The sequence below is a fragment of the Chryseobacterium sp. KLBC 52 genome (genome assembly GCF_003347605.1).
Classification (GTDB): Bacteria; Bacteroidota; Bacteroidia; order Flavobacteriales; family Weeksellaceae; genus Chryseobacterium.
Map to the genome: position 1 here is coordinate 145583 of NZ_QDFZ01000008.1, position 16967 is coordinate 162549.

At 37.7% G+C, this 16967-nt stretch carries 12 protein-coding genes; 4 read left to right on the forward strand and 8 right to left on the reverse strand.

The genetic code is table 11. From position 1 onward, the window contains the following. The first annotated feature begins 512 nt into the window (after nucleotides 1-512). Nucleotides 513-1124 (forward strand): recombination mediator RecR, encoded by a 612-nt coding sequence (gene recR / locus DDF69_RS10675; protein ID WP_076596214.1) that lies wholly within the window; start codon nucleotides 513-515, stop codon nucleotides 1122-1124. After that, nucleotides 1120-1959: a glycosyltransferase family 2 protein gene (locus DDF69_RS10680; RefSeq protein ID WP_114820780.1), complete on the forward strand. Its 840-nt coding sequence runs from the start codon at nucleotides 1120-1122 to the stop codon at nucleotides 1957-1959. Before recR ends, DDF69_RS10680 begins: the two co-directional genes overlap by 5 nt. A gap of 51 nt (nucleotides 1960-2010) precedes the next feature. Here the strand turns inward: DDF69_RS10680 and secG are convergent, their stop codons facing one another. From secG to DDF69_RS22520, 4 genes are all read right to left on the reverse strand, one after another. Beyond that, nucleotides 2011-2361 (reverse strand): preprotein translocase subunit SecG, encoded by a 351-nt coding sequence (secG, locus tag DDF69_RS10685; protein ID WP_114820781.1) that lies wholly within the window; start codon nucleotides 2359-2361, stop codon nucleotides 2011-2013. Nucleotides 2362-2494: 133 nt separating this feature from the next. After that, entirely contained in the window at nucleotides 2495-4540 is a 2046-nt protein-coding gene (locus tag DDF69_RS10690; RefSeq protein ID WP_114820782.1) for a M16 family metallopeptidase, read from the reverse strand. 52 nt (nucleotides 4541-4592) lie between these two features. Further along, a complete protein-coding gene (locus tag DDF69_RS10695) occupies nucleotides 4593-5906 on the reverse strand; it encodes a M16 family metallopeptidase (protein ID WP_114820783.1) in 1314 nt (437 codons plus the stop codon). 127 nt (nucleotides 5907-6033) lie between these two features. Next, nucleotides 6034-6258 (reverse strand): bacteriocin-like protein, encoded by a 225-nt coding sequence (locus DDF69_RS22520; RefSeq protein WP_114820784.1) that lies wholly within the window; start codon nucleotides 6256-6258, stop codon nucleotides 6034-6036. A 223-nt stretch (nucleotides 6259-6481) separates the two neighbouring features. On the opposite strand from DDF69_RS22520, the gene DDF69_RS10705 reads away from it, so the two are divergent. Together DDF69_RS10705 and DDF69_RS10710 are read left to right on the forward strand one after the other, a co-directional pair. Next, nucleotides 6482-8812, forward strand: coding sequence for an ATP-dependent helicase (locus DDF69_RS10705; protein WP_114820785.1), 2331 nt, complete (start codon nucleotides 6482-6484; stop codon nucleotides 8810-8812). Nucleotides 8813-9735: 923 nt separating this feature from the next. Beyond that, the gene (locus tag DDF69_RS10710; protein ID WP_114820786.1) at nucleotides 9736-12507 is read left to right on the forward strand and encodes a TonB-dependent receptor plug domain-containing protein; all 2772 of its coding nucleotides are present in this window, start codon (nucleotides 9736-9738) and stop codon (nucleotides 12505-12507) included. A 224-nt stretch (nucleotides 12508-12731) separates the two neighbouring features. On the opposite strand, the gene DDF69_RS10715 is transcribed toward DDF69_RS10710, so the two are convergent. The 4 genes from DDF69_RS10715 to DDF69_RS10730 form a co-directional block, all read right to left on the reverse strand. Then, on the reverse strand, nucleotides 12732-14573 hold the full coding sequence (locus tag DDF69_RS10715; RefSeq protein ID WP_185144334.1) for a carbon starvation protein A: 1842 nt from the start codon (nucleotides 14571-14573) through the stop codon (nucleotides 12732-12734). A 194-nt stretch (nucleotides 14574-14767) separates the two neighbouring features. Further along, complete coding sequence (locus DDF69_RS10720; protein ID WP_114820787.1) at nucleotides 14768-15802, reverse strand: alpha/beta hydrolase; 1035 nt, start codon at nucleotides 15800-15802, stop codon at nucleotides 14768-14770. A gap of 21 nt (nucleotides 15803-15823) precedes the next feature. Further along, on the reverse strand, nucleotides 15824-16207 hold the full coding sequence (locus DDF69_RS10725; RefSeq protein ID WP_114820788.1) for a DUF3037 domain-containing protein: 384 nt from the start codon (nucleotides 16205-16207) through the stop codon (nucleotides 15824-15826). After that, complete coding sequence (locus DDF69_RS10730; protein ID WP_114820789.1) at nucleotides 16194-16967, reverse strand: HipA family kinase; 774 nt, start codon at nucleotides 16965-16967, stop codon at nucleotides 16194-16196. The genes DDF69_RS10725 and DDF69_RS10730 overlap by 14 nt, the downstream gene beginning before the upstream one ends.

Below are 16967 nucleotides of genomic sequence, written 5' to 3' on the forward strand. Positions count from 1 at the left end.
TCAGTTTATTTTTTTCATATTTAATTTAAGTCCGCAAATATAAAGGTTTTTTAGTCTTCGCAGATACACGGGAAATATAAAATATCATAATGGGACATTATATTGAAAATACTTTGTTTAAAATAAACGCTATGGTCGCAAGGTTGATATTTACTTTTATTTATCTCGATCGCAAAGGCACTTTGTTCAGCCAGGGTATTCGGTTTGTCTATTGCTGAGTGGAAAGCTTTTGTGATCCTTTTTAGGCATTAGATATCTTAGTGGACCTCGCTTGAGAATCTATTTAACACAGCATTTGCAGGGTTTGCTCGCAAAGACATTTTGTTCAGCCAGGATATCAGCTTTATCTATTGCTGAGTGAAACGCCCTTGCGATCGTTTTAAGAATTATAAAAATCCTTAGCGAACATTGCGTTAAAATTTATTTATGTTGTATGAAAATTCACAAGCAAAGCGAATTGACGATTCACTATTCACTATCAATTATCAACTTTAATCCTTATTTTTGTACCTATGGATTACCCTAGTAAAGTATTGGCAAAAGCAGTAGATGAGATTTCGGGATTGCCTGGGATTGGACGAAAAACGGCTTTGAGGTTAGCACTCCATTTGTTGAAGCAGCCCAATTCAAGAGCTGTAAGTCTTGGAAACTCCCTGATTAACCTTGTCAATGAAATAAAATACTGTAAAGAATGTCACAATTTTTCAGATTTTGACATTTGTGAAATATGCAGCAATGAAAAGAGAAATGGTGAACTGATCTGTATCGTTGAAGATGTGCGTGACGTAATTGCGATTGAAAATACAGGAAAGTATACAGGAAAATATCTGATTCTCGGTGGGAAAATTTCTCCCATGGAAGGAGTAGGGCCAGGCCAGCTGAATATTCCAAGTATTGAAAAGAAACTGAATGACGGGAAGGTAAAGGAATTTATTTTCGCACTGAGTGCCACCATGGAAGGGGACACCACAGCTTATTATATTTACAAGAAATTTAAAAACTTCAATGTGAATTTTTCAAGTATTGCAAGAGGAATTTCTGTTGGTGACGAATTGGAATATGCGGATGAAATTTCTTTAGGAAGATCTATTATCAACAGGTTGCCGTACAACGAAAAGGATTAATATGAAGCTGTCCGTTATTATTGTTAATTATAATGTTACCCAATTACTCAGAAGCTGTCTCCTGTCACTCCAGAAATACATTCAGGAAATAGAGTATGAAGTGATTGTTATTGATAATGCTTCTACAGACAGTTCATGGGGAGATCTTATTCCGGAATTTTCCGATGTACATTTTATTTCATCTGCAACAAATGGTGGTTTTGCAAAAGCAAATAACCAGGCTGTTCAGCAGGCAAAAGGAGAATATGTATTGCTTTTGAATCCCGATACGGAATTTGAAGGGTTTTATATGAAAGAATTGCTGGATTTTGCAGATGCTCAGCCTTCATTCGGATGCCTGGGAGTGAGAATGCATGATGCAGAAGGGAATTTCCTTCCTGAAAGCAAACGTTCGGTTCCGGATATGTTCAACTCGTTTGAAAAGCTGTTTACCAACTTTAAAAATAATAACTCCAAATCTTATTACAGAAACGATATAGAAGAAAATGCCATTGCAGAGGTGGATGTGATCACCGGAGCATTTTTATTGGCTAAAAAAAAGGTCTATGAAAAAATTGGTGGATTGGATGAAGCTTATTTTATGTATGGAGAAGATATTGATCTCTGTTATACTTTTTTAAGAAACGGATATAAGAATTTCTATTATGGGAAAGTTTCTATCCTTCACCATAAAGGAGAAAGTACCATCAAGGATGAAGTCTATCTCAACAGGTTTTATGGAGCGATGCAGATCTTTATTGATAAGTATTATAAAGAATCAAAACCTGTACAGTATTCTTTTTTAAAGGCAGGATTAAAACTTCGGCATCAGATAGAAAAGATCAAGTTAAAATAAAAAAGCAACTCAATTTGAGTTGCTTTTGTTGTATGTAAGATAATATTCTTCTTATTTTGCCGGAGCTGCAGGAGTCTGTGCCGGAGTAGTTGTAGAAGAAGCAGGAGCTGACTGTTTAGCCGGAGCTTCTTTCTTAGCAGGTTGTTGTGCAGGAAGTGCCTGAGACGGTTTACCTGTAATAACAACACTTAAAAGGATAAGAACGATGATAGTTCCGCCTAGAGTCCATGTTGCTTTTTCCATGAAATCATTGGTTCTCTGTACTCCGAACTGTGCAGATGATGCACCCCCGAATGTACTGGAAAGGCCTCCTCCTTTTGGGTTTTGTGCCATAACGATAATTACCAATAAGACACTGGCAATCATAACAAGAACCATCAATAGTGTAAATATAGTATCCATTAATTCTTATATCTTTTTGAATGGGCAAATTTAATCTTTTTTTACTGAATTACAAAAAAAGATGTCGCCAAATGTTGATAAAAATAAAAACGGCAACATTTGTTGCCGTTTTTTGTATAAAAATAGGATGTTCTTATTTAAAATCGGCATCTGTAGCCTTATTGATCTCATAAGACTTTACCGTCATCGTCATGTCCATTCCCATCTGGCTTACAGAGATGGTATAAGGCATTTTTACGCCGTTTACATCTTTGTAATTCGAGAATGTCGTCGGAATGGTCATTTCCTGACCTTTAGCTTTTACTTTTTTAGTTTCTCCGGTTTTTAATCCCGTTGCCACACTGTAGTAATAGGTTGTATTTCCTCCTTTAATAGCATAAGAATCTTCACCTCCGATTTTCTCAATTCCTCCTAATTTATAGTCGGGAGATTTTGCAAATCCCAATTCTTCGAAAATCTCAGTATTTTTTTGTTTTTCGGCAATTTCCTCCGGTGTGATGTCAACCTTTTGTCCCATTTGCATAGAATAACCGGTTTTTCCATCAAAAACCTGCTTCTGAACAACCTGTCCCATTGCTGTTACAGTGGTAAGCTCCTTTCCCTCTTGTGCTTTAATAATTTTAAAATCGATATTTTGTCCTTGCATAGACATTGAGGCGTTGGTTGTATAAGAAGTGATTTTCGCCAGATTAGCTTTTCCTCCGATAGCATTGATGTACTTGTCAACAACAGATGCAACGGTTACATTGGCATCCACTTTTTGTACAGTTGGTTTTGCAACAGGGTTGGCTTCTTTATCGAAATATTTTACAGGATAACCCAGTTTTTCCAATCCTTCAGAAATATCAGAAGCTTTACCAGCGATGAATATTCTGCTTTGGTTGGGTAAGATGGTAGCTTTTACTGCATTGGAAACATCTGCTGCAGTTACCTTATCAATAGATTTTAAGTAATTGGTATAGAAATCAGCTGGTAAATCCTGAACCTTCAGGTTTAAAGCAAATCTTGCGATATTGGCAGGTTGTTCCAGGGCCAGAATGAAAGCTCCTTTCAATTTAGCTTTAGCATTTTCCAACTCTTCTGGTTTTATGGTAGAGATCGCGTTAAGTTCATTCATGAATTCTTTAACAGCTTTGTCTGTAACCTCATTTCTTACGCTTGCACTTGCAGAGAATTGTGGAGAATACTTGCTGGCCACCATTTCTGAGTAAGCCCCATAAGTAAATCCGTTTTTCTCACGAAGGTTCATGAAAAGTCTGGCTTCACCGCCACCACCAAGGATGTAATTGGCGATTGTAGCAGGGAAGTAGTTGGCATCTTTCATTTTCAGGGTGTTCAGGTTGTTTAAAGAAACAACAGACTGTACTGCAGAAGGAACATCTACTATGTTGATCTCCGTTTTGGCAACATTAGAAGCAGGTTCTAATGGTGTAATAGGAGTGTTCGCTTTTTTCCAGCCACTGAAAGCTTTTTCGATCAAAGGCTTTACCTGGTCAAACTTTACGTCTCCTACAATTACTAAGTAAGCATTGTCCGGAGCGTAGTATTTTTTATAAACATTTTGTACATCAGCAAGCTGAATTTTGTTGATAGACTCAACGGTTTCAAACTCACCTCTTGACGTATTCTTCCCATACATCAAAGCGTTGGATACTCTTTCAGCAATTGAAGAAGCATTTTTTTCATCAGCTTTTAATCCTTCAAGAGTTCTCTCTTTAGAGTTTTGAATTTCTTCAGCGGAGAATTTAGGATTAATGATTGCATCAGCCATTAGACCTAAAATTTCAGGGAAATATTTTGAAAGTGAATTGGCAGAAGCACCTCCTGAAGAGAAATTAAGATTTGCCCCAAGATAGTCTACTTTTTTGTTGAAATCGTCTTTGCTGATGTTGGTTGTTCCGTTTTCGAACTGCTCAGCCATAATGCCGCTTACTCCGGTTACTGCTCCTTCGTTGTATGGAGGTCTGTCCATAGAAAGGCTGGCACTTACTCTTGGTAATTTGTTGTTCTCAACCACCATTACCGTAAGACCGTTGCTTAGCTGGAAAGTTTTTGGCTTCGCAATGTTAATCGCAGGAGTAGGTCCTGGTTTTGGCATTGCATTAAGATCTATTTTTTGTGCTGAAACCATTCCTGTAAAGAAAAATGCTGCAGCTATATATGTTAATTGCTTTTTCATTTGTAAAAATTTAATTTTTAATAATCATATTGTCACCTAAAAAGTTGAATAATTACTTTTTCTCAGGTACGTAATTGATGATTATTCTTTGGTTGGAATTCAGATATTTTTTAGCTGCATTTTGAAGATCCTGTCTGGTGATAGATCTGTAAATGTCGATTTCTTTGTTGATCAGATTTGTGTCACCCATCAGTACGTGGTTGGTTGCCAATGAAGCCGCAATTCCCTGAATGCTTGAGTTGGCATTTACAAACTGGTTTTCGTATTGGTTTTGAAGTTTTTGATAATCTTCTTCAGAAATTAAAGTCGTCTGAAGCTTTTTGATTTCAGCATCAATATCTGTCTGTAAAGCCTGTTTCGTAGTTTGTCCCATTGGAATCGCGAAGAAGGCAAAAATACTGTAGTCTTCAAGTCCCTGGTTGAAAGCCGCTACCTGAAGTGCTTTTTTGTCCTGGTCTACTAATTTTTTGTATAAAACAGAAGACTTACCACTGCTTAAATAAGAAGAAAGCATATCCAAAACATAAGCGTCTTTTTCTTTGTTAGCTGGAGTTCTGTACGCGAATACATAAGCAGGAAGCTGGATGTTCGGGTCAGTAGCAGTCACTTCTTTTTCCTGAGTGATAGGTGTTTCTTTCGGGAAATCTTTTGGATAAAGGGTTCCTTTTGGAATTCCTCCGTAGTATGTTTCAATCCATTTCTTAGTCTGCTCAGGTTTGATATCTCCAGCAACCACTAAAGTAGCATTATTAGGAACATAATACTTTTTGTAAAATGCCTGGAATTCTTCCAGTTTGGCCGCATTAAGGTCTTCCATTGAACCTATAGTGGGCCATTTGTAAGGGTGATTTGTAAATAAATTATTTAAAATTGCTGTAAATAGATTTCCATATGGCCTGTTATCCATATTTAATCTTTTTTCTTCTTTCACTACCTCTCTCTGAGTATCTACACCAATCTGGTTGATTACTGCATGGCGCATCCTTTCTGCTTCCATCCAAAGTCCAAGCTGTTCATTATTGGAAGGGAAGGTTTCGTAATAATATGTTCTGTCGTTGGTCGTATTGGCATTATTTACACCTCCATTTGCAGCGACAATCTTCATCCATGTACCTCTCTTGATATTTGGTGTTCCTTCGAATAAAAGATGTTCAAAGAAGTGAGCAAAACCTGTTCTGCCTTGTACTTCGTCTTTTGCTCCTACATGGTACATTACACTTGTTGTTACAACCGGTGCAGAATTATCCTGATGAAGAATTACGTGAAGACCATTAGGAAGATCATACTCCTCGAATTTGATTTGCTGTGCATTCATGATTAGCCCGAAGAAAGCTACGGCAGCAGCAGAAAGAAGTCGCTTTTTCATAAAATTTAGAAATTGTTTATCAATTAGTGCCAAATATGCTCTATTTGTTACAATTTCTAATGAAAATAAAAGATGGGCAGTTAATAAAAAGAAATCCGTACCTCATTAAAGATACGGATTTTATTATTTAGCATTCTTCTACATACATTGTCATTTCAGCGGGACCTCGGCCTAATATGGATGTGTTGACTCCGCATCCCATGCCAGCTCCTCCACTCATTGGAGCACAACTATCGCAATGATGCATTGAAATTACTTTTCCGGATGAACATGTCATACCACAAACAAGGCTGCCTTCACCGCCCGATAACTTTCTAAGCTCCGTTCTGGAAAGCTTTTTTAAATTTTTCATGATTAAAAGTTTTGTTAAAATTCAGTTATAAATATACATATTAATTCTATTGAAAGAGATAAATTTTGTTTTTTTTTCAAAATATTAAATTTAATTCTCTCTATATCGAAAATATTCAGTTCTAAATTCTGTATAAATTATTTTGATGCAGATGCAATACTATGAAAGTTTGAATTCTCCTCCGAATACCTTAATTTTGTGTTCCCAAAAATTTTTTTGCTGTATGGACTATTTGAAAGGACTCAACGAATCACAATATGAAGCTGTTACCTCTTTACAAGGACCTTTGATGGTACTTGCCGGAGCAGGTTCCGGTAAAACGCGTGTATTGACCATGCGTATTGCCCATTTAATACACAACGGAATAGATCCCTTCAATATCCTGGCGCTTACCTTTACCAATAAAGCAGCACGTGAGATGAAAGAACGTATCGCCAAAGTAGTAGGGGACAGCAATGCAAGAAGCCTTTGGATGGGTACATTTCACTCGGTTTTTGCAAGAATTTTAAGAATTGAAGCCCATTATCTTGGGTATCCTTCCAATTTTACCATTTATGATCAGCAGGATGCCCTGAATGTGATTAAAAAAGTGCTGAAGGATATGAATATTGATGCTGATCTTTATAAACCTAAAAAAGTTCAGGCAAGAATTTCAACCTATAAGAACAACCTGATTACGGTAAAAGCTTATTTCAACAACCCGGAACTGATGGAAGCGGATGAAAAAGCGAATATGAAATTCATCGGGCAGATTTATCAGAAATACGTAGATCAGTGCTTCAGAAACGGTTCTATGGATTTTGATGATCTTTTATTGAAAACCAATGAACTATTAACCCGTTTCCCGGAAGTACTGGCAAAATATCAGGACAGATTCAGGTACATCATGGTAGATGAGTATCAGGATACCAACCACTCTCAGTATCTTATTGTAAAAGCTTTGGCTTCGAAATTTGAGAATATCTGTGTGGTAGGAGACGATGCACAGTCTATTTATTCTTTCCGTGGAGCGAATATCTACAATATCTTAAACTTTAAAAAAGATTATCCGGATGCTATAACGGTATCTCTGGAGCAGAATTACCGTTCCACACAGAATATTGTAAATGCAGCTAATGTGGTCATCGCTAAAAACCTGCAGCAGTTTAAGAAAAATGTCTTCAGTGATAATGAAGAGGGAGATAAGATCAAAATATACCGATCTCTTTCCGATGCTGATGAAGCCAATTTCGTGGCAGGAAATATCTGGGAACTTCGTAACCGTGACCAGAGAAAATACAGCGATTTTGCCATTTTATACCGAACCAACTCTCAGACGCGTGCTTTTGAAGATGCGCTGAGACGTAAAAATATTCCGTACAAAGTGTATGGAGGCCTTTCTTTCTATCAAAGAAAAGAAGTAAAAGACCTTATTGGATACCTTCGTCTTCTGATCAATGAAAATGATTCTGAGGCGTTAATGAGGATTATCAATTATCCTGCAAGAGGAATTGGAGAAACGACACAGAATAAACTGATTGTTTTTGCTGATGCTCACAATATTGCGGTTTCAAAAGTATTGGAGAATCTTCCGATGTATGCACCGCAATTAGGTCTGAACAATGGAGTTTTAAACAAACTGAATGACTTTTGGTCAATGATCAAAGCTTTTCAGGTATTGCTGAAAACAGAAACGGCTTACAGTGTTGCTATGGAAGTGGCAAAACGAAGTGGTTTAATCAAGTTTCTGAAAGATGATCAGACGCCTGAAGGAATTTCCAGAGTAGAAAACGTACAGGAATTGATGAACTCCATGCAGGGATTCATCGAAGAACAGATGCAGCTTGAAGACGGAGATCCTAGTCTTTCCAATTTCCTTGAAAATATTGCCCTTTCTGCAGATACTCAGGATAAGGAACTGGAAGATGATATGGTTTCTCTGATGACGATTCACCTTTCAAAAGGACTGGAGTTCCCGGTGGTTCACCTGGTAGGACTTGAAGAAAACCTTTTCCCTAGCTTTATGAGCTCAGCAACCAGAGAAGACCTGGAAGAGGAGAGAAGATTATTCTATGTGGCATTGACAAGAGCAGAAAAACAAGCCTTCTTCTCCTATGCTGTTTCCCGTTTTCAATGGGGGAAAATTACAGATGCTGAGCCTTCACGATTCTTAAGCGAAATTGATGATGAATATATTGAATTCCTTAATCCTGCTTTGGAAAAAAGGTTTATCAATAATTCAGGCGTGAAATCCAATATTTTTGATGAGCATCCTTCAGAAATGAAATCGTTCAAAAAGGTTGAAAAGAAAACTATTGACAGAGGTGATACTTCGAAACCTGCTCCTGAAGTCAGAAAGCTGAAACCGGTAAGTACGGCTAAGATTATCAATCCAAGCGGAGCTTCTTCTCAGGATATTGAAGTAGGAGATAAAGTGAGACACGACCGTTTCGGAATTGGGGAAGTCACTTTCCTGGATGGAACAGATCCTCAGAATATCAAAGCAAAAGTTGTTTTCATGCATGAAGGAGAGAAAAATCTGATCCTGAAATATGCTAAACTGACTAAGATTTAATTTTCAAAATAAAATAAAGGAAACGGATTCATTTTTTGGATCCGTTTTTATTTTTAAACACAAAATTCGCAATGTGATTATCTGGATCTTCTATTTTTTGTTCGCAAGGACGTTTCACTTAGCTAAGACAAGCCCTCTGCTGAACGAAGTGCCGTTGCGACCGAAAGAATAATCAATAAGCAATTTGTCTCTTTGCGTGTTTAGCGTTTTTACTAAATTCATTTTAACGGGAAGTTCGCAATGTGACGATCACATTATATATATTTTTCGATCGCGATGGCGTTTCACTTAGCTAAGACAAGTCCTCTGCTGAACGAAGCGACGTTGCGAAGGTGATAATAATGGATATGTAAGAGATTTCTTTATGTACTTAGCGTTTTTATAAAATTCATTTTAACGGGAAGTTCGCAATGTGACGATCACACTATGTATATTTTTCGATCGCAAGGGCGTTTCACTTAGCTAAGACAAGTTCTCTGCTGAACGAAGTGCCATTGCGACCGAAAGAATAATCAATAAGCAATTTGTCTCTTTGCGTGTTTAGCGTTTTTATAAAATTCATTTTAACGGGAATTTCGCAATGTGACGATCACACTATGTATATTTTTCGATCGCGAAGGCGCTCTACTTAGCATAGATGATTTCCTTGCTGAACTAAGTGCCGTTGCGATCGTAAAAATAATTACTAAGTAAGAATTTCTTTGCGCACATAGCGTTTTTTTCAAAATTTATTTTACTGTTAACTTTCTATAAAACAATGTTTTTTTACGAATGTTTCCTTAATTTATCATAACTTTAAATGAGGGATAGAAAGAAACGATAATAGTTTTTTACAAAAACAAAGTCTATCTGTTTTGTAGACTAATAAATAAATTTTACATTTGCACCTTGTAAAAACATAAATGTTAATCAAATTCTAAACTATGAATAATAAGAAAACTATTCTTTCGGCCTCAGTTTTATTTTTCCTCGGCGTATTTACTTACGGACAGGAAAAAGACAGCATAAAAGCACATAAAGACACCATAAAAACCAATAATGTAGAAGAAGTAGTCGTACTGGGTTCAAGAGCCGGTGCCAGATCTAAAGTAGACAGTCCGGTTCCTGTAGATGTATTCAATGTAAAAGAATCTTCTATTATCCTTCCACAAACCAATATCGGACAAATTCTTAATGCGGTTGCCCCTTCATTTACTTCTACCATTCAGACCAATTCAGATGGAACAGATCACCTGGATCCTGCTCAGCTGAGAGGGTTGGGTCCCGATCAGGTTTTGGTTCTGGTGAATGGAAAAAGAAGACATACTTCAGCATTGGTGAACGTCAACGGAACATCCGGAAGAGGTACGGTAGGAACTGATTTGAATGCCATTCCTTCTTTTGCTTTAAACAGAATTGAAGTACTAAGAGACGGAGCCTCCGCACAATATGGATCTGATGCCATTGCCGGAGTAATCAATCTTGATCTGAAAAGAGATACAGGAAAACTGGCAGGGCAGATCAGTTATGGAGGAAATCTTACACCAACAGCTAATGACCACACCGGAGATTTTGACGGGCAAAATATTCAGTTGGATTTAAACTATGGGAATAAAATCGGAACCAAAGGAGGTTTCTTTAATATCACCTGGTCTTCACAATTCAGAAATCCAACGTATAGAGCAGGTACAGAAAGCGGTCCTATCTATAACCCATATAATGCGATCGAACAACGTGCCTTGAACGACGGAGTCAACCTTTCTTCACTTTTTACCAATATTGGAAGTACACCCAATTCACAACAGATTGTAAATTACATCCATCAGTATGCGCAAAATGTGAGCTATTTTTCTCAGGGTTTACAGAATGATATTCAGGGAGCGAATACCATTTCTGCACTACAAAATGTTTTAAAATCTGCCAATTTCACCAGAGAACAGCTTAATTATTTTACTGATCAGGAGCTGGCCTACAGAGGACAGACGAGAAAGGATTTTAATATGCAGGTAGGGCAGTCGAAGCTTAATAATCATCAGCTTTTTGTGAATGCTGAAATTCCTGTAAGTGATAACTGGAAAGTGTATACTTTTGGTGGTTATAGCATAAGACACGGAACTTCCGGAGGATTCTACAGAAGACCAAGTGAAAGCAGAACTTTTACAGGGTTATATCCTAATGGTTACCTTCCACAGATCGGAACAGATATTCAGGATATCTCATTAGCAGCTGGAATTAAAGGAAAATGGGAAGGCTGGAATATTGATTTCAGTAATACATACGGACAGAATTCATTTACCTATAATATTCAGAATACAGGAAATACCTCTTTGCGTTTTGCTTCACCAAGAGAGTTTAATGCGGGTGGTTTAAGATTTTCTCAAAATACTATTAATTTAGATTTCTCTAAAAAATATGATGTATGGGAAGGAATCAACGTAGCGTTTGGAGCAGAGCACCGTTATGAGAATTTTAAAATTACTCAGGGTGAAGTAGCTTCCTATCAGACATATGATCAGTTTGGCAATATCTGGAATGGAGATCCAAGCCAGAGAGCTACGGACTTTTTTGGACAGCCTCTGCCGGGAGGTTCTCAGGTTTTCAACGGATTTAAACCTGAAAATGCAGTGGATAAAAACAGACAGTCGGTAGCTGCTTATGCGGATGTGGAATTTAACTTTACCAACTGGTTATTGGTAGATGCTGCAGCGAGATATGAAAACTATTCAGATTTCGGGTCTACATTTAATTACAAACTGGCTTCAAGAATCAAAGTAGCGCCTGATTTCAATGTGAGATTTGCTGGTTCTACCGGATTCAGAGCACCATCTATCCACCAGATTTATTATAATGTAACCTCTACATTATTTACGAATAATCAGCTTTTGGAAGTAGGAACTTTCAGTAATGATTCTCAGCTGGCAGGATTGCTGGATATGCCAAAACTGAAGCAGGAAACATCCAAATCAGCAAGTGTAGGATTTACCTACAGAATTCCTTCAGCGAGTCTTACCTTTACAGCAGACGGATATTTCACGAGAATTGATAACCGTATCATTCTTACAGACCAGTTCTTAAAAGCGAATGTTCCTCAGAAAGCACAGGAAGCTTATGATCAGTTGGGAATCAATGCAGCGCAGTTCTTTACGAATGCCATTGATACGGAAACAAAAGGAGTGGACGTTGTAATTTCCCATAATGTGAGATTTTCAGGAATAAAACTGGATAATAATTTTGCTATTAACCTTAATAAAACGAAACAGGTTGGTGATATCCATTCTGCAGGACTTCTGCAGTCGCCACAATTGGAGAAGGTATATTTCTCTGAAAAATCAAGAGTATATCTTGAAGAGGCTGTGCCTAGAGTGAAAGCCAGTCTTTCTCACACGCTTTCATGGAAGAGTGCCACTTTCTATTTGAGAAATACCTATTTTGGAAAAGTAACAGGAGCTGATATTATTGATGTGAACGGAGACGGAATTATTGATTTTAATGAACATCAGCAGATCGGAGATAAGATTATTACGGATTTATCTGCTGCTTATCAGTTTACTAAAAATGTAGGATTGACTTTAGGAGTAAACAATTTGTTTGATATCTATCCAACGAAAAACCTTACCGCTTCTACAAATAACGACCAATTCATCTATTCAAGATCTACTTCACAGTTTGGGCAGAATGGAAGGTATGTTTTTGCAAGATTGAATTTCAATTTTTAAATAAAACAAAAGATAATGCTATAAAAAACAGTTCAGAAATCCTGAACTGTTTTTTCTTTATGTAATATGAATTAAACTTTTATTTTTGAACCATTAAGATGTAATAAGAGTTTAAGAGTAGTAAGATAAGCTTCGCTTTAAGCTTAAGAATCAAAATGATTCACCTTAACTATACTTTATTTCTTCAATCCTCCTTAATGGTTTTTCTTTATAAAATTTGAATCTTATCTTTCTACCAGTTCTTTCACTGGTTCACCATAATGGTCAATTTCAGTTGTTTTGATTTGAAGCAGCTGATACCACTTTCTGAAAGCTCCTGCAAATACAATAAGCATCAGAACCATGGCTGTCACCGCTAAAGCAGCCAGCAAATACTGTCCTTTAGGAATATAAATGGCAGTTACTTGAATATAACCTGCCCAGAAGGTAATTCCCGCCATAAACACACCCGGAATAGCCGAGCATAAAGCATATTTTCCTCTGTTCATTCTGATCAGCATTGTTGTACAGACGATAAGTCCGCAAGCTGCCAAAAGCTGATTACTGATTCCGAATAACGGCCAGATACTGTTTACATTTCCGGTATACACCAAATATCCCCAGGCAAAAGTGAAAAGGAGACTGCTGATAATGATCCCCGGAATCCAGTTTTTATCATTGAATTTTGGTATCACAGATCCCAGCATTTCCTGCAAAAAGAAACGTCCGACTCTTGTGCCTGCATCAATGGCAGTAAGAATAAATACTGCTTCAAACATAATGGCAAAATTATACCAATAAGCCGTCAGCTGGTCCATATACGGGATTTTATTAAAGATATGGGCCATTCCCACGGCCAGAGATACTGCACCTCCGGTTCTGCCATACAGATCAATACCTATTTTCTGGGAGTAATAATCAATATCTACCCCATGTAGGGAAGGGTGCGCTGCCAGAAATGAGTCATAAGCCTCTTTGGGTGTATTGATCGCAAAATAATCACCCGGCATCAAAGTACATGCTGCAATAAGCGCCATCAATGCCACAAAACCTTCCACAAGCATAGCTCCGTATCCTACAAAAAGAATTTCTCTTTCCTTATTAAGCATTTTTGGAGTCGTTCCGGTAGCAATCACCGCATGGAATCCGGAAATCGCTCCGCAGGCAATTACAATGAAGATAAAAGGAAGCACCGGACCGCCAATAATAGGGCCACCGCCATTAACAAAAGCTGTGATAGCAGGCATCTGTATCGTAGGATGAATAACGATTACCCCGATAGCCAGCATAATAATAGTTCCTATCTTTAAATAAGTCGAAAGATAATCTCTTGGAACCAAAAGAAGCCATACCGGCAATACAGAAGCAATAAAACCATACAGTGGGATCGCTATAGAAATCGTTTTAATATCCCAGGAAAATAAACCATTCATCGTAGGATTCTGCATCAGGGTGTGTCCTCCTATAATCCCTGCCACAAGGAGAATGCCTCCTAAAATACTGGCAAACAGTACGCTGTTCTTTTTATAACGCATAATCAACCCCATAATGATGGCAATAGGCATCGTAATGATTACTGTAAAAAGAGACCATGAAGCTTCATGCATCGCGTTGATGCAAGCTAAAGATAGGCCTGCAAGTGTAAGAATCAAAATGAAGAGGATCGCAAAACCTGCTACCGTACCCGGTGCTTTCCCGATTTCTTTGGAAGCAATCGTGGCTAGACTTTGCCCTTTATGTCTCACTGAAGCAAAAAGAACAATCATATCATGAACCCCACCTCCCAGTACGCATCCTATCAATATCCATAAAGCTCCCGGAAGATATCCGAACTGTGCAGCAAGAACAGGTCCTACCAAAGGCCCGGCAGCTGCAATAGCTGCAAAATGATGCCCGAAAAGTACATTTTTATTGGTAGCCACATAATCTTTACCATCGGCAAATTCTACAGCAGGTGTTGTATTCTGGTCATTGAGCCGGAGAACTTTGTTGGCAATGAAAATACCATAAAAACGGTAAGCTATTGCAAAAAGAAGAACAGATACAAAGATGAGCGTAAGCGCATTGATATTGTTTAAAGATTCCATATTGCTTATTTTTATTGATGAAAAATTAAATTATTGGTGTTTTTATTGTTAATAATTTAAACAAAGACCAAGGTAATTAATTCTCAATGAAAAAATATCAATATGTATATCAATCTAGCAAATTTGTGATTTGTTTATTATTTATCGTTGTGGCTAATAGTGTTTTGTATTATTCTTAAACAGGAATATGTATATTACTTCTTTTGTGAAAGAATGAATTCCACCATCTGATCCGTAAGTTGATCCAGATAAGCCTTATCAGTCGTGCCAAAACCATGCACTCCGCCATCAACGACGATCAGGGAGTTCTGTATTTTGGCTCTGTTTAATTTTCTGTGGAGCTTTTTAGACTGGCTTAACGGAACAATTTTATCATTATTCCCCTGAACAATTAAAGTAGGAACTCCTCCGGAAACAAAATAGACAGGGGAAATCGTTTTAAGATAATCAATAGCGCTGTCCTGATCTTTTCTGATATTATATCCGGAAATTCCTTTGACAAGATTTTCCTGTAAACCGACAATTTTTTTAGACATTAATCCGATCATTCCTACCGGAATTGTTCCTAATCTTGTATGAAAAAGCTTATTAAGATCAGCCGGCCCATAATGATCAATCACATAATTCACTTTAGCCGAATAAGAGGAAAGTTCGGGATTGCCCAGATAAGTATTGTCTGGTGTATAGGCTGCCATGAGGGATAGGTGAGCTCCGGCAGAAGCCCCGAACAACCCGATATTATTGGGATCAAGATGATACTGCTCTGCATTTTTTCTTACCCATCTTATAGCATCTTTGGTATCTTCCAAAGGCAAAGGAAAATGAATGCTGTCACTTAAAAGCGTATAATTGATACTGATTACCGCATACTGTTTGTCTATCAGTTTTTTTACAGTCGTTTCAAGATAATTATCTGCATTAACCACTTTGTCGCCTTCTACCCATCCGCCTCCGTGAACATAGATCAATACCGGAAGTTTTTCAGTGGTGGCATTCTTGGGAGTGTAGAGATCAAGAGCGAGAGGTTTGCCCTTTCTGTTCGTTTTGTACACGATATCTTCGGAAACTGTTGCAATTTCAGGAAGTAATGTACTTTTTACAGCAGCAGCTTTGTTCGGTCTTAATGGTAATTCTTGTGAAAAAAATAAATTTGTAAAGCTTAAAAATAAAATAAAAAACAGGTTTGTGAAAAACCTGTAGATTGGTATGTTGTTTGTCGGTAAATTCATAATAAATTTTTTAAGGAAGTGTTACTTTACTAACTCCTCAAAAAGCTTACCAAAAGTAGCGTTCAGATCCTTTGATTTTCCCGGATGAGGTCTTGAGGTCTGTATCACAGAACTTCTTACCGCTGTCAGCCATCGGAAACGTTCCGGAATATCAAAAAAAGCAATAGGGCCGCCATCTTTCTCACCGTTAGCAATTTTTTGAAAGCTTTCAAGATTGTGGATGATATCATCGTAATCCAGTTTGCTGTGCATCAGTTTGAACTTGTCCGGACACAAATAGAATTCCACTCTGATGAATTTCTCCTTTTTGGAAAACATCACCAGCCCGATATTGAAAAACTCTTCTCTTTCAACTTTAGGTACCAGGCGTATTACCGCATATTCATATATTTTATCCTCTTGCATTTTTCGCTTCGTTTACAAAGATTTGAGAATTTTCTAATCTGGTTTTCATAAATTGAAAATAGATTTCACGAATTTCATCCGGTGTTTCATCCGCATCATTCCAGTGTAACCAGTCTTCAGGAATCATGTTGACAATGTCTCTGAAGAGCGTATCATTCAAAATTTCATGAGCAAATTTATCAGCTTCGTCAAGCATTTTTGCCTTAGGAAGAAGCACGTGGTCTTTCACGTATTTGAAAGGGGTTTTAGCTGCTGCATCAAAATTCTGCCATGAGTGGTGGAAGTAGAACGAAGCACCGTTATCGATGATCCAAAGTTCTTTATGCCACATCAGCATATTTGTATTTTTAAAAGTACGGTCGATGTTGGTAATGAATGCATCCAGCCATACTATTTTTGAAGCCAGAAGCGGATCCACACTTACTCCCGGATCATACGTAATAGAACCGGAAAGATAATGTAACCCGAGATTCAGTCCTTCAGAAAACTTCAGAAGATCCTGGATTTCCTCATCGGCTTCCGTTCTTCCGAAATCAGCATCAAGATTAACGAAAACAAGTTCAGGAATTTTAAGTCCCAAAGCTTCGGTAATTTTCCCACCCAACAGTTCGGAGATCAGCATTTTTACCCCATGGCCTGCGCCACGGAATTTTAATACATATTTGAAATCATCATCAGCTTCTGCCAGAGCCGGAAGAGATCCTCCTTCTCTCAGGGGCAGAATGTAACGCATCACGGTTACAGTTCTTAAATTCTGCAT